Here is a 21,499-nt window from a genome sequence, read left to right as displayed (position 1 = left end):
CCGCTTTTTTTACGGCAGCAGCACCGTGCAGCCGGTGGTGGCGCGCGCCTCCAGGCTCTTGTGCGCGGCCTGCACATCGGTCAACTCGAAGCGCTGGTCGATGCGCACCTTCACCTTGCCACCCTCCACCACCGCGAACAGGTCGTCGGCCATGGCCTGGGTGCGCTCGCGGCTGGTGATGTGGGCGAACAGGGTCTGGCGCGTCACGTAGAGCGAGCCCTTGGCCGCCAGGAGGCCGGGCGCGAACGGCGGCACCGGGCCCGAGGCGTTGCCGAAGCTCACCATCAGGCCGAAGGGGCGCAGGCAGTCCAGCGATTTTTCAAAGGTGTCCTTGCCCACCGAGTCGTAGACCACCTTCACGCCCTGGCCGTTGGTGATGTCCTTGACGCGCGCCGCGAAATCCTCGGTGCGGTAGTTGATGGCGTGGGCCGCGCCGTGCGCCAGGGCCAGCGCGCACTTCTCGTCGGACCCCGCGGTGCCGATCAGCTGCAGGCCGAGCGACTTCGCCCACTGGCTCGCGATCAGGCCCACGCCACCGGCGGCGGCATGGAACAGCACGAAATCACCCGCCTCCAGCCCCTCGACGGGGCGGCAGCGCTTGAGCAGGTACTGCGCGGTCAGGCCCTTGAGCATCATGGCCGCGCCGGTCTCGAAGTCGATCGCATCGGGCAGCCGGCAGACGTTCATGGCCGGCATCACGCGCACATCGCTGTAGCTGCCGGGCGGGTTGGCGGCATAGGCCGCGCGGTCCCCCGCTTTCAGGTGCGTCACGCCCTCGCCCACCGCCTCGACCACGCCCGCGCCTTCCATGCCCAGCGCCAGCGGCAGGGGGAAGGGGTACAGGCCGGTGCGCTGGTACACGTCGATGAAGTTCAGGCCGATGGCGTGGTGCCGGATGCGCACCTGGCCCGGCCCGGGTTCGCCCACGCTCACGGTGTCGATCACCAGTTGTTCGGGGCCGCCCACGGCATGGATGCGCACGGCGCGGCTGGTCTGTTCGCTCATCTCGGTTTCTCCTCGGGGTTCGAAAGCGGCCATGCTGCCACGAAACGCCCGCCCTGCCGATGCCGCTTCGCATCACCCCCAGGCCCTCGCCGGTCATGGGCTCGCGGGTACAGTGCGGGCCATGTCCCAGAACGCCAGTGCCCGTCTCAGCCCCACCACCCTTCTGCTGCTCGTCATTCCGCCCTTGATGTGGGCGGGCAATGCGGTGGTCGGCCGCATGATGCAGGGTGTGGTGCCGCCGGTCACGCTGAACTTCCTGCGCTGGACCCTGGCCTTCCTGCTGTTGCTGCCGTTCGCCGGCCGGGTTCTGCGCCCGGGCCCCGACGGCCTGTGGCCGCACTGGCGGCGCTTCGCCCTGCTGGGCCTGCTGGGCGTGGGCTGCTACAACGCCTTCCAGTACGTGGCCCTGAAGACCTCCACCCCGATGAACGTGACGCTCGTCGCGGCCAGCATGCCGGTGTGGATGCTGCTGCTGGGCCGGATCTTCTATGGTGTGGCCATCTCCCGGCGCGCGGCCCTGGGTGCCCTGCTCTCGCTGTCCGGCGTGGCGGTGGTGCTCTCGCACGGCGAGCTCGACCACCTGCTGGCGGTGAAGCTGGTGCCGGGCGACGGCTGGATGCTGCTGGCCTCATTGCTCTGGGCCTGGTACAGCTGGCTGCTGGTGCGCCCCAAGCCCGGCACGGAGCCTGCCCACATCAAGGCCGACTGGGCCGCCTTCCTGCTCGCGCAGATCGTCATGGGCGTGCTGTGGTCGGGCCTGTTCGCCGCGGGCGAGTGGCTCACGCTGCCCCCGCTGGCCGAAGGGCAGCACCCCATCCAGTGGGGCTGGCCGCTGGCCGCCGCGCTGGTGTACGTGGCCGTGGGCCCTTCGCTGGTGGCCTACCGCTGCTGGGGCGCGGGCGTGGCGCGCGTAGGCCCGGCCCTGGCCGCGTTCTTCAACAACCTCACGCCGCTGTTCGCCGCCCTGCTCTCGGCCACCCTGCTGGGCGAGCCGCCCCGGCTCTACCACGCGCTCGGTTTCGTGCTGATCGTGGGCGGCATCCTGGTCTCGTCGAGAAAGTGATCAGGCGAGTCTGAACGCCGCCACCGCCTGCACCAGCTGATCGGCCTGCGACTTCAGGCTCTGCGCCGCCGCGGCGCTTTCCTCCACCAGCGCGGCGTTCTGCTGCGTGGCCTGGTCCATCTGCGTCACCGCCTCGCCGACCTGCGACACGCCGTCGCTCTGCTCGCGGCTGGCCGCGCTGATCTCGCCCACGATGTCGGTCACGCGGCGGATCGAACCCACCACCTCGCTCATGGTGCTGCCGGCCTGGTCCACCAGCGCCGTGCCCTGCTCCACGCGGTCCACGCTCACTTCGATCAGGCCCTTGATCTCCTTGGCCGCGGCGGCGCTGCGCTGCGCCAGGCTGCGCACCTCGGCCGCCACCACCGCGAAGCCCCGGCCCTGCTCGCCCGCACGCGCGGCCTCCACCGCGGCGTTGAGCGCGAGGATGTTGGTCTGGAAGGCGATGCCGTCGATCACGCTGATGATGTCGGCGATCTGGCGCGAGCTGTCGTTGATGCCCTTCATCATGTCGACCACCCGGCTCACGGCGTCACCGCCCTGCGTGGCCACTTCGGAGGCGCTGATCGCCAGCCGGTTGGCCTGCTGCGCGTTCTCGGCGTTGAGCTTCACGGTGGAGCTCAGCTCTTCCATCGAGGCGGCGGTTTCCTCCAGCGCCGAGGCCTGCTGCTCGGTGCGCGCCGACAGGTCGTGGTTGCCCTGGGCGATCTGCGAGCTGGCCGCGGCCACGCCCTCGGCGTTGCCGCGCACGCTGCCCACCACGCGGGTGAGCTCGGCCTGCATGGTCGACATGGCCCGGAGCAACTGGCCCATCTCGTCGCCACCACCCGATGGCACGGCCTGGCTCAGGTCGCCGGCGGCCACGCGGGCCGCCACCGTGCGGGCCAGCTCGGCCGGGCGCGTGATCGAGCGGCCGATGACGATCGCGAAGGCCACGCCCGCGCCCAGCAGCGCCGCGATGGTGCCCAGCACCCAGCCCAGTTCGCCGCGCTGTTCGGTGTAACGACTTTCGATCTCCACACCCAGTTCCTTCGTCGCGCGGTCGCTCAGGCCGTACATGCCGTCGATCGCGGTGGTCGTGGCCTTGAAGTAGTCGGCCGAGGCGTACTGCAGCACCGGCGCCTCGACGATCTGCTCGCGCGCCAGCTTGAGCGCGCCTTCGAATTCGCTGCGCGCCTGCGCATGCGAGGCGGCCAGGCGGGTCTTGAGCGTGGGGTCGTGTTCGAACGCCTTCTCCAGGCTGATGTCGAGCTCGCGCACACCGACGCGCGCGCGCTCGACCAGGCTGGCGATCTGCGCCTTCTCTTCCGGCGTGGCCGACTGGCGCACCAGCAGCGCGGACCCACGCGCCCGCGCCTGGCCCAGCATCTCGGTCAGGCGCGGCATCTGCTGCAGCGTGCCGATGATCAGGAAGTAGGTGGACTTGTCCGGGTCGGAGGTCAGGCCGAAGTGGTCCGACACGCGGTCGTTGAGTTCGATCAGGCCCGCGATCATCGCGGTGTGGCGCGCGAAGCTCTCCGGCCCCGTGACACCGCGCGCGGCCACCGCCTGCGACAGCGACTGCCACTGCTCCACGATGCCCCGCCAGTCGCGGCGGATGCGCGCGTCGTCCACGTCGCTGGCCAGCAGCGCCTCGAAGCGCTGCACCGCCTGCTGCACCTCGGCCGCGCGGGTCTGGCGCTGGGGCTCGGCATCGGCCTTGCCGCCCAGCACGGTGGCCGTCATGCCGCGGTGGATCTGCGCCAGGCGCACCACCTCCAGCAGCGAGCGCGAAGGCGCCAGGCCCTGGCGCTCGGCCTCGATGGCGGCGAGTCCACCCAGCGCGTCGCGCACATAGGCCGTCAGGGGGACGGCCACCAGCAAGGCGGCGATGAGTCCGAGCAGGACGAGCTTGTGGACCAGGCGCAGGTTTCGGATCAGGGACGGCATGAGGGGCGATCGAGGAGGGTTGAACGTGGTCCAACTATCGACGGGCACCCCCACAAGTTGAGGCATCAACGCACGACTTTTCCGAAGCGGTTTTCATTCGGAAAAACCGCATGGAAGTGGTGCGGAAAATGCGCCTCGGCGGTGCGTTTTCCACCGCTTTTCGACCCCCCCGCACAAGCCTGGTGCAGGGGTGCCGCGCGGCCTCAGAACGTGCCTGGGTAGGCGCCGCCGTCGGCCAGCACGTTCTGGCCCGTCATGTAGCCCGCGTGCACGCTGCACAGGAAGGCGCAGATCGCGCCGAACTCCTGCGGGTGGCCAAAGCGCTTGGCCGGGATGGTGCTGCGGCGCGCGTCCATCACGGCGTCCAGCGGCTGGCCCGCCTTGCTGGCGGCACCGGCCATGGTGGTCTTGAGCCGGTCGGTCTCGAACGCGCCCGGCAGCAGGTTGTTGATGGTCACGCCCTGCGCGGCCAGCGGGCTGCGCGCGGCACCGGCCACGAAACCCGTGAGGCCGCTGCGCGCGCCGTTGGACAGGCCCAGGATGCCGATCGGGGCCTTCACCGCGCCCGAGGTGATGTTGACGATGCGGCCGAAGCCACGCTGCGCCATGCCGTCCACCACGGCCTTGATGAGTTCGATCGGCGTGAGCATGTTGGCGTCCAGCGCCTGGATCCAGTCGTCGCGCTCCCACGAGCGGAAATCGCCCGGCGGCGGACCGCCCGCGTTGTTGACCAGGATGTCGAAGGCCTTGCCCGGCCCGCCCGCCACCGACAGCGCGGCCGCGCGGCCTTCGGTCGTGGTGATGTCGGCCGCCACGCCCAGCACATTGACGCCGGGTGCCGCAGCGCGCAGCGCGCTCACCGCCGCGTCGAGGTCGGCCGCGCCGCGCGCGACCAGCACCACGTTGACGCCCTCGGCCACGAGCGCCTGCGCGCAGCCCAGGCCCAGGCCCTTGCTCGCGCCGCACACCAGCGCCCATTTGCCCTTGATGCCCAAATCCATGTGAATCTCCAGAGGTTATTTTTTCGGCGCCGAGCCGAAGCGCGTCACCAGGAAGACACCGCCGAGCACCAGCACCGTGCCCGCGACGATCCAGCGGTTGAAAGGTTCGTCGAGGATCAGCACGCCCATCACGATGGTGGACATGGGGCCGATCATCCCGGTCTGCGCCGACAGGCCGGCGCCGATGCGCTCGATCGCCATCATCACCATCACCACCGGCGCGAAGGTGCACAGCGTGGCGTTGAGCAGCGAGAGCCAGATCACCTCGGGCGCCACGGCGGCCGCGCTCATCGGCCGCAGCAGCACGAACTGCAGCAGGCACAGCACGCAGGCCACGCTGGTGGCCAGGCCCACCAGGCGCATCGAGCCCAGCCGCTTGACGAGTTCGCCGCTGTACACGAGGTAGATGGCGTAGCTCACGGCGCTGCCGAACACCAGCACCGTGCCCAGCACCGCATCCGGCCCCTGAAAGCCGGCCTCGTGGCCGAACACCAGCATCACGCCGGCATAGCTCACGGCCATGGCGATGGCCTGCAGGCCGGTGACGCGCCGCTTGTAGACCACCCAGCCCAGCAACAGCACCAGCGTGGGGTTGAGGTACAGGATCAGGCGCTCCAGGCTCGCGCTGATGTACTGCAGGCCCCAGAAGTCCAGGAAACTCGCGAGGTAATAACCGGTGAAGCCCAGGCCGAGCACGCCCAGCCAGTCGCGCCGCGTGAGCGGCGCCGGTTTCTCGCCGCCGGGCCGGTGGCTGGCCCACCAGGCCAGCGCCAGGAACAGCGGCAGCGCGAACAGCATGCGGTACATGATGAGCGTGACCGCATCGACCCCATGGCGGTAGGCCAGCTTGACGATGATGGCCTTGCCGCTGAAGGCAATGGAGCCCGCGCTGGCCAGCAACAGGCCGGTGGCGAGGTGGGGCGAGGGGTGGGAAGCGGAAGGCGCGGCGGGCATCCAGCCGATTATCCGGGCGCGGCGAAGGGCCCGTGGCGCGCGGGGCTTCGTCTTTGGCGATGGCAGGCTGCGTCAGTCCGGCGCGCGCCGGCGCGGCTGCAGCACCACGACCAGCAGCAGCAGGATGGCCACCATCAGCAGCAGGGCGGAGACCGGCCGCTCCAGGAACACGAACCAGTCGCCGCGCGAGAGCCGCAGCGTGCGGCGCAGTTGCTCTTCCAGGCCCGGGGCGAGCACGAAGCCCAGCAACAGCGCCACGCCCTCGCAGCCCAGGCGCTGCAGCACGAAGCCCAGCAGGCCCAGCCCGATGACCAGCCACACGCCCCAGCCGTGCGGGCCGAGCGCCAGCGCGCCCAGGCCGGCGGCCACCAGCAGACCGGCCAGCAGCGCGCGGCGCGGCACGCGCAACACGCCCAGCAGCACAGGCGCCCACCAGCGCGCCAGCGGCAGGTTGAGCAGCAGCAACAGCAGGTTGCCCACCCACATGGACACCAGCAGGCCCCAGAACATCGAAGGCTGCACGCCCATGACCGAGGGACCGGGCTCGATGGCGTGCAGGCCGAGCGCACCCAGCAGCAGCGCCATCACGGTGTTGGGCGGCAGACCCAGGGCCAGCATGGGCAGGTAGGCGGTCTGCGCGCCCGCGTTGTTGGCGGCCTCGGGCGCGGCCACGCCGCGCAGGTTGCCCTGGCCCAGCGGCGGCGTGCGGTGGCGCGAGACCACGACCTCCAGCCGGTACGCCGCCAGCGAGGACAGCAACGCGCCGCCGCCCGGCACCACGCCGAGCACCGCACCCAGGCCGGTGCCGCGCAGCAGGGCCGGCAGCGCGTCCTTGAGTTCCTCGCGCGTGGGCCGCGTCGCCATGCCCGAGACCACCGGTGTGCCCGGGGGCGTTTCGCGCACAGGCGCCGCAGGCGCCAGGGCGGAGAGGCCCGCCAGTTCGGCCGCCACCGGCGCGACCACGAAAAAGCCCAGCGCCAGCGCGATGAAGCCCACGCCTTCGGTCAGACCGTGGTGGCGCCCCATCCAGGGCTCCAGGCCTTCGGGCACGAAGCGCGCGGTGCCGGTGTGCACGTCCCAGCCCATCAGGCCGAGCAACAGGCCCAGCACCGTCATGGCCAGCGCCTTGAGGAACGAGCCCGAGGCCAGCACCGTCGCGCCCACTAGCCCGACGACCAGCAGCAGGAAACGCTCGGCCGCGCCGAACTGCAGGCCCAGTGACACCACCGCCGGCGCGAGCAGGACCACCAGCGCGATGGCCAGGCAACCGGCGGCGAACGAACTGATCGTCGCCATGGACAGCGCCACGCCCGCCCGGCCCTGCAAGGCCATCGGATGCCCGTCGTGGCTGGTCATCACCGACGAGGCCTCGCCAGGCTGGTCGAGCACGATGGCCGGCAGCGAGCCCCCGTACTGCGCGCCGTAGTAGACGCCCGCGAGCACCAGCAGCGCGGGCAGCGAGGGCAGGCCCAGCGTGGCCGGCAGCAGCAGCGCGATGGCGGCCACCGGCCCCAGGCCCGGCAGCACGCCGAACACGCTGCCCACCAGCACACCGAGCGCGATCAGGCCCAGCGCCTGCCAGCCCCACACCGCGGCCAGGCCCTGCGCCAGCGAATCCCACCAGGAAAAGTCCACCATGCCCGTGCGTCCCCGCGGTATTCAGCGCAAGGCGCGCGTGGGCCACAGCGGCAGATCCAGCCCCAGGGGGCCGATCCACAGCGCACACACCACCGCCGCCAGCGCGATGGCCCACAGCCACACGCGCCCGCTGGCGCCACCGGGCTCACCCGGCACCACCGCCAGCACCAGACCCGACACCCCCGCCGCCAGGCCCAGCGTGGGCCAGCCAGTGAACCAGGCCCCGATCCAGGGCCACTGCGCCGGCCCGCTGCACAAGGCCAGCCACAAGAGACCACCGAGCAGGCGCAGCAAGGGGCCCCAGCCCCAGTGCCGCACGCGCCCGCCGCCCAGGGCCTCGAAGGTCAGCGCCTTGAACAGGATGAGCAGGCCCAGCAGCCCCAGCACGAGGCCCAGCAGCAGGGGCACATACCCCGGGCCCATCTGCGCCGCCGAGCCCAGCGCATGGCGCGAGGCGGCCCAGCCGAAACCCACGCCCAGGGCCAGGAACAGCAGCCCGGCCAGAAAGTCCTGCAGGTTCTTGATCATGCGTCGTGGTGACCGCGCGGACGGCTCACTGCACGGGCGGCGTGCAGGCCAGCACCTCGTCCATGGTGGTCAGGCCCTCGGCCACGCGCGCCGCGCCCGCCAGGCGCAGCGGCCGCATGCCATCCTGCACGGCCTGCCGGCGCAGCGCGTCGAGCACGGGCTCGCGGCTGACCTTGTCCTTGAAGGCCTCGGTGACCACCAGCAGTTCGTACAGGCCCATGCGGCCTCGGAAGCCGGTCATGCGGCAGTCCACGCAGCCCACCGGCTGGTAGGGCCGGTAGCTGCCGCTGACCTGCCAGGGCTTGACCAGCTCGGTCAGCGTCGCCCGCGAGGCCGCGGTCTCGTCCTGGTCCTGTGGCTTGCGGCAGGCCGGGCACATCGTGCGCACCAGGCGCTGGGCGAGCACGCCCAGCACGGTGGCGTTGATCAGGTAGGGCGGAATGCCCAGCTCCATCAGCCGCATGATGGCCGAGGGCGCGTCGTTGGTGTGCAGCGTGGTGAACACCAGGTGGCCGGTGAGCGCGGCCTGCACCGCCATCTCGGCGGTGGCCAGGTCGCGCACCTCGCCGACCATGATGATGTCCGGGTCCTGCCGCATCAGCGAGCGCAGGCCCTGCGCGAAATCGAGGTCTAGGTGAGGTTGCACCTGGGTCTGGTTGAAAGCCGGCTCGATCATCTCGATCGGGTCTTCCACCGTGCTCACGTTGACCTCTTCCGTGGCCAGGCGCTTGAGCGTGGCGTACAGCGTGGTGGTCTTGCCCGAGCCGGTGGGGCCGGTCACCAGCACGATGCCGTGCGGTTGCCGGGTCAGGCTTTCCCAGCGCTGGGCGTCGTGCGCGGCGAAGCCCAGGGCGCTGAGGTCCTTCACGGTCGACTCGGGGTCGAAGATGCGCATGACCAGCTTTTCGCCGAACGCGGTGGGCAGGGTGGACAGGCGCATTTCCACCTCGTCGCCGCGCGCGCCGCCCACGCCCGGGCGCAGGGTCTTGATGCGGCCGTCCTGTGGGCGGCGCCGCTCGACCACGTCCATGCGGCCCAGCAGCTTGATGCGCGCGGTCATCGCGTTCATCACGCCGATGGGCATCTGGTAGACGGGGTGCAGCACGCCGTCGATGCGGAAGCGGATCACACCCTGCTCGCGCCGGGGTTCGAGGTGGATGTCGCTGGCGCGCTGGTCGAAGGCGTATTGCCAGAGCCAGTCCACCACCTGCACCACGCCCTGGTCGTTGGCGTCGAGCTGCTTGTTCGCCTTGCCCAGCTCCACCAGCTGTTCGAAGCTGCCGAAGCCGCCCGGCGCGCCGCTCTTGTTGGCCGCGCGCACCGACTTGGCCAGCGCGAAGAACTCCCCGGTGAAGCTCTTGATGGACTGCGGGCTGGAGAGCACCAGGCGCACGCTGCGCCGGGTCTGGCGCTCCACCTCGGGCACCCAGTCGCGGATGAAGGGCTCGGCCGTGGCCACCACCACCTCGTTCGGGCTCACCAGCACCGGCAGCACCTTGTGGCGTTCGGCGTAGGCGGCGCTCATCACGTCGGCCACCTTACCCACATCCACCTTCAGCGGGTCGATGCGCATGTACTCTAGGCCGCTGCGTTGGGCCAGCCATTGCGTGAGCATCTCCACGTCGAGCACGTGCTGGTCGGCCTTGCGCGACATGCCCACCACCGCCAGGCGCTGCAGCGGGTGCTGCGAACTGTGCGCCGAGGCGCAGCGCGTGGTGGTGCGCTCGGCCTCCTCGGCGGAGATGATGCCGTCCTCGCGCAGCCAGCCCACGAGGCTGCGCCAGTCGAGCGGGCCATCGAATGTCTTCTGTTGCTGCTGCGGTGGCGTCGGCGAGGTCTTCATGCGTCGATCAGGATACCGGTTTGAACAGGCGCAGCCACTTCACAGCGGGTAAACCCCAGCGCGCCTGCACCGCTTCCGCGCGCGCCAGCAGGGCCATGCGGGTGGGCCGCTCGGCGGTGCGTTGGGCCAGCACCACGGTGTTGCCTTCGCGCGTGGGCTTGAAGGCCCAGACCGCGTCGGACACGAAGGCGGCGCAGATGCTTTGCAGCGAGCGCTCGTAGCTCGCGTCGCGGCCGAAGAGGTTGACGGTGAGGCAGCCGTCGTCGGTGAGCGCGGCGCGGCAATCGGCGTAGAAGTCGGGGCTGTCGAGCACGGGGGCGGCGGCTTCGTGGTCGTAGAGGTCCACCTGCAGCGCGTCGTAGGCGCCGACGTGGTCGGCGCGGCGGATCTCTTCACCGGCGTCGGCGAGCAGCACGCGCAGGCGCGGCCCGTCGGCGGGCAGTTTGAACCACTGCCGGCACACCGCGACCACCTGCGGGTTGATCTCGATCGCGGTGGTGTCCATGCGCAGTTTCTTGAAGCAGAACTTGGTGAGCGCGGCGGAGCCCAGGCCCAGCTGCAGTGCGCGGCGTTTGGGCACCGAGTCCGGATCGACGAAGAGCAGCCAGGCCATCATGCGCTGGACGTAGTCGAGTTCGATGTCGAACGGCGACTCCAGCAGCATCGAGCCCTGGATCCATTCGGTGCCCAGGTGCAGGAAGCGCACTTCGCTGTCTTCGGAGATGGTCACGTCCGGCAGGGTCTGGACCGCGCGCCGTGCGCGCGCGGCGGCATTGGCGCCGGCCTTCATGCCTTGCCCTCGCTGTCACGCGGGGAATGTTCGGAGGGGTGGGGGGAGTGCTGCATCTGGGTGTCTGGCCTTGGGAGGACGATTATGAACACAGTGTCGGGTTGGGTTTTTCTCCGGCGGCGCCCTGCGGTTCACCGGGGGTGGCCGACTCCGCTCATGTCCCCCGGGGCGGCTTCGCCGCCCCTCCTCCTTTACTTCGCTGCGTCGGCCACCCCCGGTGAACCGCAGGGTTGGTATGCGGGAGAGTCGAGTGCCTGCAAATGGGTAGCTCGGAGTGATAGGGCGTTCTGCGCAGCGGGGTAAAGGAGGAGGCGGCACCAGCCGCCGGGGGACACCCGCGGAGCAGAGCGCCCTATCGCTCCGAGCCCGCGAGGTCTCAACCCAACAAGGAACTCACCCCCCCACCCCATGCCGACGCAGCACCTCGGCCCAAGCCGCCAGCTTGCGATCAAAACTCCAACTCGCATTCGCCGGACTCGTGGAAGGCAACCGGTACACCGGCACCCCCAGCTTCTCCGTGTGCCGCGAATGCCGGAAACTCTCGCCCCCGTTGTGGGCGATCGCCTCCAGCATCGGGCACTCACGCAGCACCATCGAAAAATCGTTCAACTCCGCATTCAGGATGTTGGCGTCCAGACTCCCCTCACGCTCGCAGGCACCGTACACATCCCACACCCCCAGCCCGTGCTCGCGCAACGCCGCCACCCGCCCCGCGTAATCCATCGCAGGCAAAGGCAAGGCCCACAAAGCCCCCAGGATCTTCCAGAAATGGTTCTGTGGATGGCCGTAATACTGCTGCGCCCGCAACGACGCCACCCCCGGAAAACTGCCCAGCACCAACACCCGCGTGTTCGCGCTCAACACCGGTGCCAGACCCTGCAACCGGCTCATGCCAAAGCCCCCAAGCGCGGCAACGCCACCAGGGCATTCGCGGTGCTCGCCACCATCAGATCCTCCACCGGCATGCCCCGCAAACCCGCCACCACCGCCCCGATGCGCGGCAGCTCCGCCGGGCTGTTGAGGCCCTGCGCGCGCCCGGCCTCGCGCTCGGCCGCCGTCACGTACAGCCACTGCGGCGGAATGTCCGGCGCATCGGTCTCCATCACCAACGCCGACAAGGGCAATTCGGCCGCGAGCCGGCGCAGCTGCCGCGCGGGCTCGAAGGTGCTCGCGCCACCGAAGCCCAGCTTGAAACCCAGATCGATGAAGGCCTGCGCCTGCTGTTCGCTGCCGTTGAAGGCGTGCGCGATGCCGGCCACCGGCAGTTCACGCAAATGCTTGAGCAACAGGTCGGCACTGCGGCGCACGTGCACGATCACCGGCAGGCCGTGCTTTCGCGCCAGCCGAAGCTGCGCGCGGTAGAAGGCGGTCTGCCGCTCGCGCATCTCGGGCGTGCAGAGTTCGGGCACGAAAAAATCCAGGCCGATCTCACCCACCGCGACGAGGCGGGGATCGTCGCGGTGATCGGTGAGCGCCGCGTCCAGGACCGTGAGGTCGTCTTCCGTCGCCTTGGGCACGCACAGCGGGTGGATGCCCAGCGCATAGGCGTCGCCCAGGCGGTGCGCGAGCAGGCGCACGGTGTCGAAATTGAAGCGCGCCACAGCGGGAATGACGCACCGGCCCACGCCGCGCGCGGCCGCGAGTTCACGCAGGCTGATCGCGAGAGCGTGGTCGGCGCCGAACTCGGGCGCATCCAGATGGCAGTGTGTGTCGATCCACATGGCGGTATAACGGCCATTGTGCCGGCAAGCGCCAGCGCACCGGCCCGCTCACAAGAATGCCAGCAAGAAAGGAAATCACCATGTCACACACCACCCGCCTCGCCTCGCTCGCCGTGCCCGCCCTGCTGGCCCTCAGCGCCTGCGCCCTGCCCGGCGTCCCCGCGCCCGCCCCGCTGGTGGGCAGCGAATGGCTGTTGGAAGACCTGGGCGGGCGCGGCGTGCTGGACCGCGTGCAGGCCACGCTCGCCTTCCCCGAAGCCGGGCGCGTGGCCGGCAACAGCTCGTGCAACCGCTTCTTCGGCTCGTACACCCTGATGCAGGACCGCGTGGCCATCGGCCAGCTCGGCGGCACGCGCATGGCCTGCCCCGAAGCGGTGAACGACCAGGAAACGCGCTACCTGGACGCGCTGCAGAAGGCCCAGCGACTGGAGGTGCAGGGACGGACGATGCTGATGCACGTGCAGGGCCTCGACAAACCCCTGCGCTTTAGCAGAACCAAGCCCTAAGTCAGAACGCCTGCGGTCAACCGCAGCACGCGTGCACAACGCGCAGCCAGCGCCTCGTCGTGCGTGACGACGATAAAGGCCGTGCCCTGGTCGCGGGCCAGTTCCAGCATGAGCTGGAACACGCCCTCGGCGGTGCTGCGGTCCAGGTTGCCGGTGGGTTCGTCGGCCAGCACGCAGGCCGGTTGCGTCACCAGCGCGCGCGCGATCGCCACGCGCTGGCGCTCGCCACCCGACAGCTCGGCCGGCCGGTGGTGCAGGCGCTCGCCCAGGCCCACGCGCGCGAGCATCTGCTCGGCCTGCTGCGCCGCCTCGGCGCGCGGCAGGCGGCGGATCCACAGCGGCATCGCCACGTTGTCGCGCGCGCTGAATTCGGGCAGCAGGTGGTGGAACTGGTAGACGAAGCCCAGGTGCCGGTTGCGCAGCGTGCCTTGTTGCGTGGCGCTCAGGCCCGAGAGGGTCTGCCCCATCAGCTGCACGCTGCCGCTGGTGGGCGCGTCCAGCCCGCCGAGCAGGTGCAGCAAGGTGCTCTTGCCCGAGCCCGAGGCGCCGACGATGGCCACGGTTTCGCCCGCGCGCACCGCGAGGTCCACGCCCTTGAGCACGGTGACGTCGAGCCGGCCTTCGTGGAAGCGCTTGGTGAGGCCCTGGGCCTGGAGAACGGTGTCACTCATAGCGCAAGGCCTCGGCGGGGTTCACGCGGCTGGCGCGCCAGCTCGGGTAGATCGTGGCCAGGAAGGCCAGCACCAGCGAAATCAGCGCGACCGGCAGGATGTCGGTCTGCTGCGGGTCGCTGGGCATGCGGCTGATGAGGTAGATGTCCTGCGGCAGGAAACTCGCGCCCAGCAGGCGTTCGAGCGCGGGCACCAGGGTGTCGATGTTGAAGGCCACGCCCAGGCCGAGCAGCAGACCCGCGCCGGTGCCGATGATGCCCACCATGGCGCCCTGCACCATGAACACGCCCATGATGCTCTGCGGGCTCGCGCCCAGCGTGCGCAGGATGGCGATGTCGGCGCGCTTGTCGGTCACCGTCATCACCAGCGTGGACACGAGGTTGAACGCGGCCACGGCCACGATCAGCGTGAGGATGATGAACATCATGCGTTTCTCGAGCTGCACGGCGGCGAACCAGGTGCGGTTCTGGCGCGTCCAGTCGCGCACCAGCAGGCCGGGGTCGAGGTCGGAGGCGATGGACAGGGCCACCTCGCGCGCCTGGTGCAGGTTCTTGATCTTCACGCGCACGCCGGTCGGGCCCTCCACGCGGAAGATGCGCGCGGCGTCGTCCTGGTGCAGCAGGGCCAGGGCCGAGTCGTACTCGAAGTGGCCCGAATCGAAGGTGCCCACCACCGTCATCTGGCGGATGCGCGGCACCACGCCGGCCGGCGTCACCTGGCCGTTGGGCGCGATCAGCGTGACGCTGTCGCCCGCGATCACACCCAGGCTGCGCGCCAGCTCACCGCCGAGGATGACGCCGAACTCGCCGGGCACCAGGCGCGGCAGCATGGTGTCGGCCAGTTCCGCCGCCAGGCCGGTCACCTTGGGTTCGAGCGCGGGGTCGATGCCGCGCACCAATGCGCCCTTCATGTCCTCGCCGCGCGCGATCAGCGCCTGCGCGCCCACGAACGGCGCGGCGCCCACCACCTCGGGATGGCGCTCGATGCGGGCCAGCGTGTCGGCCAGGTTGGGGATCGCCTGGCCGCTGGGCTCGAACACCTCGATGTGCGAGAGCACGCCCAGCATGCGGTCGCGCACCTCCTTCTGGAAGCCGTTCATCACCGAGAGCACGATGATGAGCGCGGCCACGCCCAGCGCGATGCCCAGCATGGACACACCCGAGATGAAGGAGATGAAACCGTTGCGCCGGGTGGCGCGGCCGGCGCGGGTGTAGCGCCAGCCCAGGATGAGTTCGTAAGGGGTTTGCATGCAGTTGGTGGTGGGATGCAGCGGGCATTGTGGCATCCCCGACAATCACGGCATGCCCGCCCCCTACCCGGCCTCTGAGCCTCGCCTGCACCTGCTGGTTCCTTTCGCCAGCGCGAGCGACCCCGCCTGCCGCACCGCGCTCCCGGGTTTGCCCTTGCCCCAGCTCACCGCGCTGCTGGCCGAACTGGTGCCTGTCTACGCCGACGCGGGCGACGACCACAGCCTGAGCCCGCCGCACGAACGCGCCTTGGCGCAGGCGCTGGGCCTGGTGCGCGCCGACGGCTGCCCCTTCGGCGACGGCCTGATTCCCTGGGCCGCGATGGAAGACGCGCAACCCGACACGCCCCAGGCCTGGTTCACGCCCTGCCACTTTCAGGTCGGCATGGAACAGGTGACGCTGTTGCCCGGTGATCAATTGGGCCTGAGCGACGACCACTCGCGCGCGCTGTTCGACGCCCTGGCGCCCTATTGCGCTGAAGACGGCATCACCCTCACCTACCAGTCGGCCACGCGCTGGCACGCGCGCGGGGAGCCGCTGCGCGGCATCGCCTGCGCCAGCCTGGACCGCGTGAGCGGCCGCTCGGTGGAGGCCTGGATGGCCGAAAGCACGGCCAACCCGGCCGGGGGCCTGCTGCTCAAGCGCCTGCAGAGCGAGGCGCAGATGCTGTTCTACACCCACGCCGTGCACGATGCGCGCGAGGCCGCGCGGCTGCACCCGGTCAACGGGTTCTGGGTCAGCGGGGCCGGCGCGCTGGACCGCCCCATCACGCCGCAGCCCCCACCGGCCCAGCCCGATGCGTTGCGCCGCGCCGCGCTGCAGGCCGACTGGGCCGCGTGGCGGCAGGCCTGGGCCGCGCTCGATGCCGGCCCCATCGCCGAATGGCGCGAACGCGCGCAACGCGGCGAAGCGGTCACCCTCACCCTGTGCGGCGAACGCGCCGCACAGCGCTTCACGAACGCCCCCCGAGGCGCCGGCGCACGCCTCGGCCGCCTCATCAAGAACCTGCTGGGCCCCACCCCGGCCTGGAAGACCCTGGACACCCTATGAAGATCATCACCCGCGACGTGCCTCCCCGTGCCGCCTGGGCGCTGGAGCAAAGCGGCCTGCATCCCCTGCTGGCGCGCCTGTTCGCCGCGCGCGGCATCACCAGCAAGGACGAGCTCGACGACGCGCTCGCGCGCCTGCTGCCGCCGTCCTCGATGCTCGGTGCCCAGGAGGCCGCGCGCGCCTTGGCCGACGCGATGGCCGCAGGCAAATCCATCTGCATCGTGGCCGACTACGACTGCGACGGTGCCACCGCCTGCGCGGTCGGCCTGCGCGGCCTGCGCCTGCTGGGCGCGCCCCTGGGTTTCGACCGCGTGAACTACCTGGTGCCCGACCGCGTGACGGACGGCTATGGCCTCACGCCCTCGATCGCGAAGCGCGTGAAGGCCCAGGGCGCCGACGTGCTGGTGACGGTGGACAACGGCATCGCCAGCGTGGACGGTGTGCGCGCCGCGCGCGAGCTGGGCCTGGACGTGATCGTGACCGACCACCACCTGCCCGCGCTGAAGGACGGCGAGATCGCCCTGCCGGTGGACTGCATCATCGTCAACCCCAACCAGCCGGGCTGCGCCTTCGAGAGCAAGTCGATCGCGGGGGTGGGCGTGATGTTCTACGTGCTGCTGGCGCTGCGGGCCGAGCTGCGCGAGCGCGGTGTGTTCACCGCGCAGAACCAGCCCAAGATCGACACCCTGCTGCCGCTGGTGGCGCTGGGGACCGTGGCCGACGTGGTCAAGCTCGACGCCAACAACCGCCGCCTGGTGGCGCAGGGCTTGAAGCGGGTGCGCGCGGGTGCGATGCCGCCGGGCATGACGGCGCTGTTCAACGCCGCCGCGCGCAAGCCGGCCGCCGCCACCGGTTTCGACTTCGGCTTCGCCCTGGGCCCACGCCTGAACGCGGCGGGCCGCCTGGCCGACATGACGCTGGGCATCGAGTGCCTGACCACCGAGGACGCGCTGCGCGCCGACGAACTGGCGCGCACGCTGGACGGCATCAACCGCGAGCGCAAGGCGATCGAGGGCGACATGCGCGAGCAGGCCTTGCAGATGGCCGAGGAGATGTTCGACGAATCCGAGGAGCCGCCGCCGGCGCTGGTGGTGTTCGACCCCGACTTCCACGAGGGTGTGGTCGGCATCGTGGCCTCGCGGCTGAAGGACAAGCTGCACCGCCCCACCTTCGTGTTCGCGGCCAGCGGTGCCGAGGGCAAGGAGCACGAGCTCAAGGGCTCGGGGCGCTCGATCGCGGGTTTTCATCTGCGCGATGCGCTCGACCTGGTGGCCAAGCGGCATCCGGGGGTGTTGTTGCGGTTTGGTGGCCATGCGATGGCGGCGGGCTGCACGATCGATGAGGAGCAGCTGGAGACGTTCGAGGCGGCCTTGCAGCAGGTGGCGCACGAGTGGCTGGACGCCGCGACGTTGCAGCGCCGCATGGAGGCGGACGGCCCGCTGGACACGAAGTACCGTCGCGCGGATCTGGTGGACACGTTGCACCAGGAGGTGTGGGGTCAGGGGTTCGCGCCACCGGTGTTCTGCGAGGAGGTGGTGGTGGTGTCGCAGCGTCTCGTGGGCGAGAAGCACCTGGCGTTGAAGCTCAAGCACCAGGGTGAACCGGTGGACGGCATCTGGTTCGGCCACACGGAGCCGCTGCCACAGCGGGTGAAGATCGCTTTCCGGTTGGATGCGGATGAGTGGCAGGGGCAGCGGCGGGTCCGGTTTCTGGTGGAGGCGGCGGAGGTCTGAGGCTCCCTTGGTTCGTTGTACCTCGCGGGCCGCGAGGGTGTGGGCGCTCTGCTCCGCGGGTGTCCCCCGCCCCGGCTTCGCCGGGGCTCCTCCTTTACCCCGCTGCGCAGAGCGCCCACACCCTCGCGCCAGTGACGTCAAAGAGAGCAGACATCCACCGCTCCGCTCGCCGGGGAGGTCGCCGGTGGCTGGGGTGATCGCCGCAGCGAAGTAAAGGAGGAGAACCGGCGAAGCCGGTTCGGGGGACATTCGCGGAGGCGATCACCCCAGCCGCTGGCGACCGGAGCAACGCCAACGAAAGAAGCTCAGCTCATGAGCGCTTCACGAACCGCCGCCAGTTGACGGCGAGAAACGGCCAGGCGTTCCTCGACCCCATCGAGCCGCACCATCCAGCCCTCGCCCTCGACCGGATCGTTGTGCTTCTCAACCGCGCGAACCGCCCGGCGCGACACCAGCGCATTGCGGTGCACCCGCACGAACAGGTGGGCATAGCGTTGTTCCAGATCGCTCAAAGCGCCGTCGAAGATGTGTTCCTTGTCCGCCGTGCGCACGGTGATGTATTTCAACTCGGCCTTGAGGTAGATCACATCGGCCAGGGCCACCCGCTCGCTGCGGCCCCGCTCCTGAATGATCAGGCTCTCGGGCAAACCCCCGTCCTGCACACCCTCGCCCGCGCTGCGCTGCTTCATCACCTTCTGCAACGCCTGCTGCAGACGCTCGCGCCGCACCGGCTTGGTCAGGTAATCCACCGCCTCCAGCTCGAACGCATGCACCGCATGCTCGGCATACGCCGTCACGAACACAATCGCCGGCGGCGCCGCCATCTGGCGCAGCGTGCTCGCCAGCGCCATGCCGTCCACGCCCGGCATGTGGATGTCCAGCATCACCAGGTCACAACCCGTGCGCTGGATCTGCTCCATCGCCTGCACCGCGTTCGACGCCTCACCCACCACATCGGCCCGTGGCTCGGTGCATTCGCCCAACAGCGTGCGCAGCCGGGATCGCGCCAGCGCTTCATCGTCAACGATCAGTACCTTCAGTGCCATGTCACGCTCCGTTGCCAGATCCGGTTCGGGGGTTCATTCAAACCCCGCTTATACCGGTATTTCAAGTCTCACCTGAAACACGCCATTCACCAAGGCGCTCTGAAAGCGCCCTTGTACATCATGCAACAGCGTCAGGCGCTGGCGCACATTGTCCAATGCCAGACCATTGCCCCGCCGCCCACTGCCTGCCGGCACGGTGTTGGTGACCTTGATCACCACCACACTGCCCCGGCGCTGGGTGCTGATGCGCACCACCGCCCCGCTGGCACTGGGCTCCACCCCGTGCTTGACCGCATTCTCCACCAGCGGCTGCAGGATGAGGGGAGGCAATTTGGCCTTGGACGCCGTGTCGTCCACGCTCCACTCCACCTTCAGCCGCTCGCCGAAGCGCACCTGCTCGATGGCCAGGTAGTGCTCGGCCAGCTCCAGCTCCTGCCACAGCGGCACGGCCTCCTTGGCGTCGGCCAGCGCGTGGCGGAACAGCTCGCTCAGGTCTTCAAGCAAGTTTTCGGCCTTGGCCGGCTCCTCGCGCACCAGCGCGATCGCGCTGTTGAGCGTGTTGAACAGGAAATGCGGCCGGATGCGCGCCTGCAGCTCGGCCAGGCGGGCCGTGGCGCCGGCCGGTCCGCGCGCCTTGGAACGCCACATCAGCGCCGCCACCAGCACCGCCGACACCAGCGCGCCCGAGGCCGCGCTGGCCAGCCAGGGCGAGGGCTCCACCAGGCCCATCCAGACCAGCAGGCCGCAACCGTAGAGCCCCGAAAGCGCGCCAAACCCGACCGCCGCCGCCCATTGGCCCGGAATCGGCAGCAGGCCCAGCTGGCGTTTGAGGCCGCACACGGTCAGCAGCCAGGCCAGCACGGCGGGCAAGGCCGCGCCGGTGTAGATGGCCAGTTGCGTGACCCAGGCAATGAAGGTCTGGGCGCCGAACAGGGCCGCCACCGCCACGATGGCCTGCACGAACAGCACCGCGCGCAGCACCGTGCCGACCTGGCAGGTGTCGAACACCTGCACCCGCGCGCGCAGGTCCTCGGGCATGTCCGCGATCGGGCGCGCACCCGCGGCATGCGCCAGTTCCTGGAAGCTCGATAAAATTCTGGAATCTTTCATGGGAAGCACATCCGTCTTCGGGTCGGCCCCGTGAGGGCCTCTACAGGGGTCTGCCGCGCCGCCAACCGGCCCAGGGCCCACTGCCCCAAGCCCCATCCCTGGCGCACTCGCGCTCCTTCCTTTTTCCATCCAGCCGCTGGTAACACCATGTCCACCAACCAACTCGACAAAAAATCCGAAGCCTGGTCCGCCCTATTCTCGGAGCCCATGAGCGAGTTGGTCAAGCGCTACACCGCCAGCGTCTTCTTTGACAAACGCCTGTGGCAAGCCGACATCACCGGCAGCCTCGCCCACGCCGAGATGCTGGCGCACCAGGCCATCATCGGTGCCGCCGACCTCGAGGCCATCCAGCGCGGCATGGCCCAGATCACGGCCGAGATCGAGTCCGGCGAGTTCGAGTGGAAGCTCGACCTGGAGGACGTGCACCTCAACATCGAGGCCCGCCTGACCCAGCTCGTGGGCGACGCCGGCAAGCGCCTGCACACCGGCCGCAGCCGCAACGACCAGGTCGCCACCGACGTGCGCCTGTGGCTGCGCGGCGAGATCGACCTCATCGTCCCGCTGCTCGACGAGCTGCAGACCGCGCTGGTGGCGGTGGCCGAGAAGAACGTGGACGTGATCCTGCCCGGCTTCACCCACCTGCAGGTGGCGCAGCCGGTGAGCTTCGCGCACCACCTGCTGGCCTACGTGGAAATGTTCTCGCGCGATGCCGAGCGTTTCGCCGACGTGCGCCGCCGCACCAACCGCCTGCCGCTGGGCAGCGCCGCGCTGGCCGGCACCACCTACCCGCTGGACCGCGAGCGCGTGGCGCGCACCCTGGGCATGGTGGACGAGCGCGGCGAGCCGCAGGTGTGCCAGAACAGCCTGGACGGCGTGAGCGACCGCGACTTCGCGATCGAGTTCACCGCCGCGGCCAGCCTGTGCATGGTGCACATCAGCCGCTTCAGCGAGGAACTCATTCTCTGGATGAGCCAGAACTTCGGCTTCGTGAAGATCGCCGACCGCTTCACGACCGGCAGTTCCATCATGCCGCAGAAGAAGAACCCCGACGTGCCCGAGCTCGCGCGCGGCAAGACCGGCCGCGTGGTCGGCCACCTCATGGGACTGATCACGCTCATGAAGGGCCAGCCGCTGGCCTACAACAAGGACAACCAGGAAGACAAGGAGCCGCTGTTCGACACCGTGGACACGCTCAAGGACACGCTGCGCATCTTCGGCGAGATGGTGGGCGGCCAGCTGAACCCGGCCACGGGCACCAAGGAAGGCGGCATCACCGTCAACGCCGTGGCGATGGAAGAAGCCGCCAAGAAGGGCTACGCCACGGCGACCGACCTGGCCGACTACCTGGTGAAGAAGGGCCTGCCCTTCCGCGACGCGCACGAAACGGTGGCGCACGCCGTCAAGGCCGCCGTCTCGCACAACTGCGACCTGTCCGAGCTGCCGCTGACCGTGCTGCAAGGCTTCAACGCCTCGATCGAGAAAGACGTGTACGAGTGCCTGAGCCTGCGCGGCAGCCTGAACGCGCGCAACACCCTGGGCGGTACCGCGCCGGTCCAGGTGCTGGCGCAGATCGCGCGCCACCGCAAGCGCCTGGGCTGAAACCCCTCGGCCCGCCACGGCGGGCACACGGGCGGCGGCGGGCTTTCAGCTACCCTTGGCGTCTG

Annotated in this window: 19 protein-coding genes; 5 read left to right on the top strand and 14 right to left on the bottom strand. The window is 70.0% G+C overall.

All coding sequences use genetic code 11. The features are described 5' to 3' along the window. Window positions 1-9: 9 nt before the first annotated feature. A complete protein-coding gene (locus AC1Q9M_RS14400; protein ID WP_382321472.1) occupies window positions 10-1,005 on the bottom strand; it encodes a quinone oxidoreductase family protein in 996 nt (331 codons plus the stop codon). Window positions 1,006-1,126: 121 nt separating this feature from the next. Here AC1Q9M_RS14400 and AC1Q9M_RS14395 point away from each other — a divergent pair, with 121 nt between their 5' ends. Further along, window positions 1,127-2,068 carry a DMT family transporter gene (locus AC1Q9M_RS14395; RefSeq protein WP_444687246.1) on the top strand — a complete coding sequence of 314 codons (942 nt, stop codon included), beginning with the start codon at window positions 1,127-1,129 and terminating at the stop codon, window positions 2,066-2,068. Here the strand turns inward: AC1Q9M_RS14395 and AC1Q9M_RS14390 are convergent, their stop codons facing one another. The 9 genes from AC1Q9M_RS14390 to AC1Q9M_RS14350 form a co-directional block, all read right to left on the bottom strand. Beyond that, complete coding sequence (locus AC1Q9M_RS14390) at window positions 2,069-3,997, bottom strand: methyl-accepting chemotaxis protein (RefSeq protein ID WP_382321474.1); 1,929 nt, start codon at window positions 3,995-3,997, stop codon at window positions 2,069-2,071. A 203-nt stretch (window positions 3,998-4,200) separates the two neighbouring features. Further along, window positions 4,201-4,998, bottom strand: coding sequence for an SDR family oxidoreductase (locus tag AC1Q9M_RS14385; RefSeq protein WP_444687247.1), 798 nt, complete (start codon window positions 4,996-4,998; stop codon window positions 4,201-4,203). Between the two features lie 15 nt (window positions 4,999-5,013). Continuing rightward, window positions 5,014-5,952: a DMT family transporter gene (locus AC1Q9M_RS14380; RefSeq protein WP_382328351.1), complete on the bottom strand. Its 939-nt coding sequence runs from the start codon at window positions 5,950-5,952 to the stop codon at window positions 5,014-5,016. Window positions 5,953-6,024: 72 nt separating this feature from the next. Next, entirely contained in the window at window positions 6,025-7,590 is a 1,566-nt protein-coding gene (locus AC1Q9M_RS14375; protein WP_492434375.1) for a tripartite tricarboxylate transporter permease, read from the bottom strand. 21 nt (window positions 7,591-7,611) lie between these two features. Continuing rightward, window positions 7,612-8,118 (bottom strand): hypothetical protein, encoded by a 507-nt coding sequence (locus AC1Q9M_RS14370; RefSeq protein WP_382321476.1) that lies wholly within the window; start codon window positions 8,116-8,118, stop codon window positions 7,612-7,614. 25 nt (window positions 8,119-8,143) lie between these two features. Then, a complete protein-coding gene (gene tfpB, locus AC1Q9M_RS14365) occupies window positions 8,144-9,961 on the bottom strand; it encodes a type IV pilus assembly ATPase TfpB (RefSeq protein WP_492434373.1) in 1,818 nt (605 codons plus the stop codon). Between the two features lie 7 nt (window positions 9,962-9,968). Further along, window positions 9,969-10,751 carry a spermine/spermidine synthase domain-containing protein gene (locus AC1Q9M_RS14360; RefSeq protein WP_382321478.1) on the bottom strand — a complete coding sequence of 261 codons (783 nt, stop codon included), beginning with the start codon at window positions 10,749-10,751 and terminating at the stop codon, window positions 9,969-9,971. A 393-nt stretch (window positions 10,752-11,144) separates the two neighbouring features. After that, window positions 11,145-11,642, bottom strand: a complete 498-nt coding sequence (locus AC1Q9M_RS14355; RefSeq protein WP_382321480.1) for a DNA-deoxyinosine glycosylase — start codon at window positions 11,640-11,642, stop codon at window positions 11,145-11,147. Then, entirely contained in the window at window positions 11,639-12,472 is an 834-nt protein-coding gene (locus AC1Q9M_RS14350) for a TatD family hydrolase (protein ID WP_444687252.1), read from the bottom strand. The genes AC1Q9M_RS14355 and AC1Q9M_RS14350 overlap by 4 nt, the downstream gene beginning before the upstream one ends. Window positions 12,473-12,552: 80 nt before the next feature. Here AC1Q9M_RS14350 and AC1Q9M_RS14345 point away from each other — a divergent pair, with 80 nt between their 5' ends. Next, window positions 12,553-12,978, top strand: a complete 426-nt coding sequence (locus AC1Q9M_RS14345; RefSeq protein WP_382321485.1) for an META domain-containing protein — start codon at window positions 12,553-12,555, stop codon at window positions 12,976-12,978. Here AC1Q9M_RS14345 and lolD read toward each other — a convergent pair. Together lolD and AC1Q9M_RS14335 are read right to left on the bottom strand one after the other, a co-directional pair. After that, on the bottom strand, window positions 12,975-13,649 hold the full coding sequence (gene lolD, locus AC1Q9M_RS14340; RefSeq protein WP_382321488.1) for a lipoprotein-releasing ABC transporter ATP-binding protein LolD: 675 nt from the start codon (window positions 13,647-13,649) through the stop codon (window positions 12,975-12,977). The genes AC1Q9M_RS14345 and lolD overlap by 4 nt on opposite strands. After that, complete coding sequence (locus tag AC1Q9M_RS14335; RefSeq protein WP_492434369.1) at window positions 13,642-14,898, bottom strand: lipoprotein-releasing ABC transporter permease subunit; 1,257 nt, start codon at window positions 14,896-14,898, stop codon at window positions 13,642-13,644. The genes lolD and AC1Q9M_RS14335 overlap by 8 nt, the downstream gene beginning before the upstream one ends. 52 nt (window positions 14,899-14,950) lie before the next feature. On the opposite strand from AC1Q9M_RS14335, the gene AC1Q9M_RS14330 reads away from it, so the two are divergent. Together AC1Q9M_RS14330 and recJ are read left to right on the top strand one after the other, a co-directional pair. Further along, window positions 14,951-15,946, top strand: coding sequence for a phosphoglycerate mutase (locus AC1Q9M_RS14330; protein WP_492434367.1), 996 nt, complete (start codon window positions 14,951-14,953; stop codon window positions 15,944-15,946). Next, the gene (recJ, locus tag AC1Q9M_RS14325; protein ID WP_444687254.1) at window positions 15,943-17,679 is read left to right on the top strand and encodes a single-stranded-DNA-specific exonuclease RecJ; all 1,737 of its coding nucleotides are present in this window, start codon (window positions 15,943-15,945) and stop codon (window positions 17,677-17,679) included. The genes AC1Q9M_RS14330 and recJ overlap by 4 nt, the downstream gene beginning before the upstream one ends. A 305-nt stretch (window positions 17,680-17,984) precedes the next feature. Here the strand turns inward: recJ and AC1Q9M_RS14320 are convergent, their stop codons facing one another. Together AC1Q9M_RS14320 and AC1Q9M_RS14315 are read right to left on the bottom strand one after the other, a co-directional pair. Next, window positions 17,985-18,725 (bottom strand): LytR/AlgR family response regulator transcription factor, encoded by a 741-nt coding sequence (locus tag AC1Q9M_RS14320; RefSeq protein ID WP_291121688.1) that lies wholly within the window; start codon window positions 18,723-18,725, stop codon window positions 17,985-17,987. 48 nt (window positions 18,726-18,773) lie between these two features. Next, window positions 18,774-19,835, bottom strand: coding sequence for a sensor histidine kinase (locus AC1Q9M_RS14315; RefSeq protein WP_382155057.1), 1,062 nt, complete (start codon window positions 19,833-19,835; stop codon window positions 18,774-18,776). Between the two features lie 147 nt (window positions 19,836-19,982). Between AC1Q9M_RS14315 and argH the strand changes: the two genes are divergently transcribed. After that, window positions 19,983-21,434 (top strand): argininosuccinate lyase, encoded by a 1,452-nt coding sequence (gene argH, locus AC1Q9M_RS14310; RefSeq protein WP_492434365.1) that lies wholly within the window; start codon window positions 19,983-19,985, stop codon window positions 21,432-21,434. Window positions 21,435-21,499 lie beyond the last annotated feature (65 nt).

Source organism: Hydrogenophaga sp. GW823-FHT04C09 (assembly GCF_058796355.1).
The sequence above is the reverse complement of the archived record's forward strand: the minus strand, read 5'-3'. Positions and strand labels throughout refer to the sequence as shown.

Excerpts from the sequence above, each read along its gene's own strand:
- AC1Q9M_RS14380 (WP_382328351.1), bottom strand. The coding sequence starts at position 5,952 with ATGCCCGCCGCGCCTTCCGCTTCCCACCCCTCGCCCCACCTCGCCACC.
- AC1Q9M_RS14370 (WP_382321476.1), bottom strand. The coding sequence starts at position 8,118 with ATGATCAAGAACCTGCAGGACTTTCTGGCCGGGCTGCTGTTCCTGGCC.
- AC1Q9M_RS14330 (WP_492434367.1), top strand. The coding sequence starts at position 14,951 with ATGCCCGCCCCCTACCCGGCCTCTGAGCCTCGCCTGCACCTGCTGGTT.
- AC1Q9M_RS14355 (WP_382321480.1), bottom strand. The coding sequence starts at position 11,642 with ATGAGCCGGTTGCAGGGTCTGGCACCGGTGTTGAGCGCGAACACGCGG.
- AC1Q9M_RS14335 (WP_492434369.1), bottom strand. The coding sequence starts at position 14,898 with ATGCAAACCCCTTACGAACTCATCCTGGGCTGGCGCTACACCCGCGCC.
- AC1Q9M_RS14390 (WP_382321474.1), bottom strand. The coding sequence starts at position 3,997 with ATGCCGTCCCTGATCCGAAACCTGCGCCTGGTCCACAAGCTCGTCCTG.
- AC1Q9M_RS14315 (WP_382155057.1), bottom strand. The coding sequence starts at position 19,835 with ATGAAAGATTCCAGAATTTTATCGAGCTTCCAGGAACTGGCGCATGCC.
- AC1Q9M_RS14320 (WP_291121688.1), bottom strand. The coding sequence starts at position 18,725 with ATGGCACTGAAGGTACTGATCGTTGACGATGAAGCGCTGGCGCGATCC.
- AC1Q9M_RS14345 (WP_382321485.1), top strand. The coding sequence starts at position 12,553 with ATGTCACACACCACCCGCCTCGCCTCGCTCGCCGTGCCCGCCCTGCTG.
- recJ (WP_444687254.1), top strand. The coding sequence starts at position 15,943 with ATGAAGATCATCACCCGCGACGTGCCTCCCCGTGCCGCCTGGGCGCTG.
- AC1Q9M_RS14385 (WP_444687247.1), bottom strand. The coding sequence starts at position 4,998 with ATGGATTTGGGCATCAAGGGCAAATGGGCGCTGGTGTGCGGCGCGAGC.
- argH (WP_492434365.1), top strand. The coding sequence starts at position 19,983 with ATGTCCACCAACCAACTCGACAAAAAATCCGAAGCCTGGTCCGCCCTA.
- AC1Q9M_RS14360 (WP_382321478.1), bottom strand. The coding sequence starts at position 10,751 with ATGAAGGCCGGCGCCAATGCCGCCGCGCGCGCACGGCGCGCGGTCCAG.
- tfpB (WP_492434373.1), bottom strand. The coding sequence starts at position 9,961 with ATGAAGACCTCGCCGACGCCACCGCAGCAGCAACAGAAGACATTCGAT.
- lolD (WP_382321488.1), bottom strand. The coding sequence starts at position 13,649 with ATGAGTGACACCGTTCTCCAGGCCCAGGGCCTCACCAAGCGCTTCCAC.
- AC1Q9M_RS14350 (WP_444687252.1), bottom strand. The coding sequence starts at position 12,472 with ATGTGGATCGACACACACTGCCATCTGGATGCGCCCGAGTTCGGCGCC.
- AC1Q9M_RS14375 (WP_492434375.1), bottom strand. The coding sequence starts at position 7,590 with ATGGTGGACTTTTCCTGGTGGGATTCGCTGGCGCAGGGCCTGGCCGCG.
- AC1Q9M_RS14395 (WP_444687246.1), top strand. The coding sequence starts at position 1,127 with ATGTCCCAGAACGCCAGTGCCCGTCTCAGCCCCACCACCCTTCTGCTG.
- AC1Q9M_RS14400 (WP_382321472.1), bottom strand. The coding sequence starts at position 1,005 with ATGAGCGAACAGACCAGCCGCGCCGTGCGCATCCATGCCGTGGGCGGC.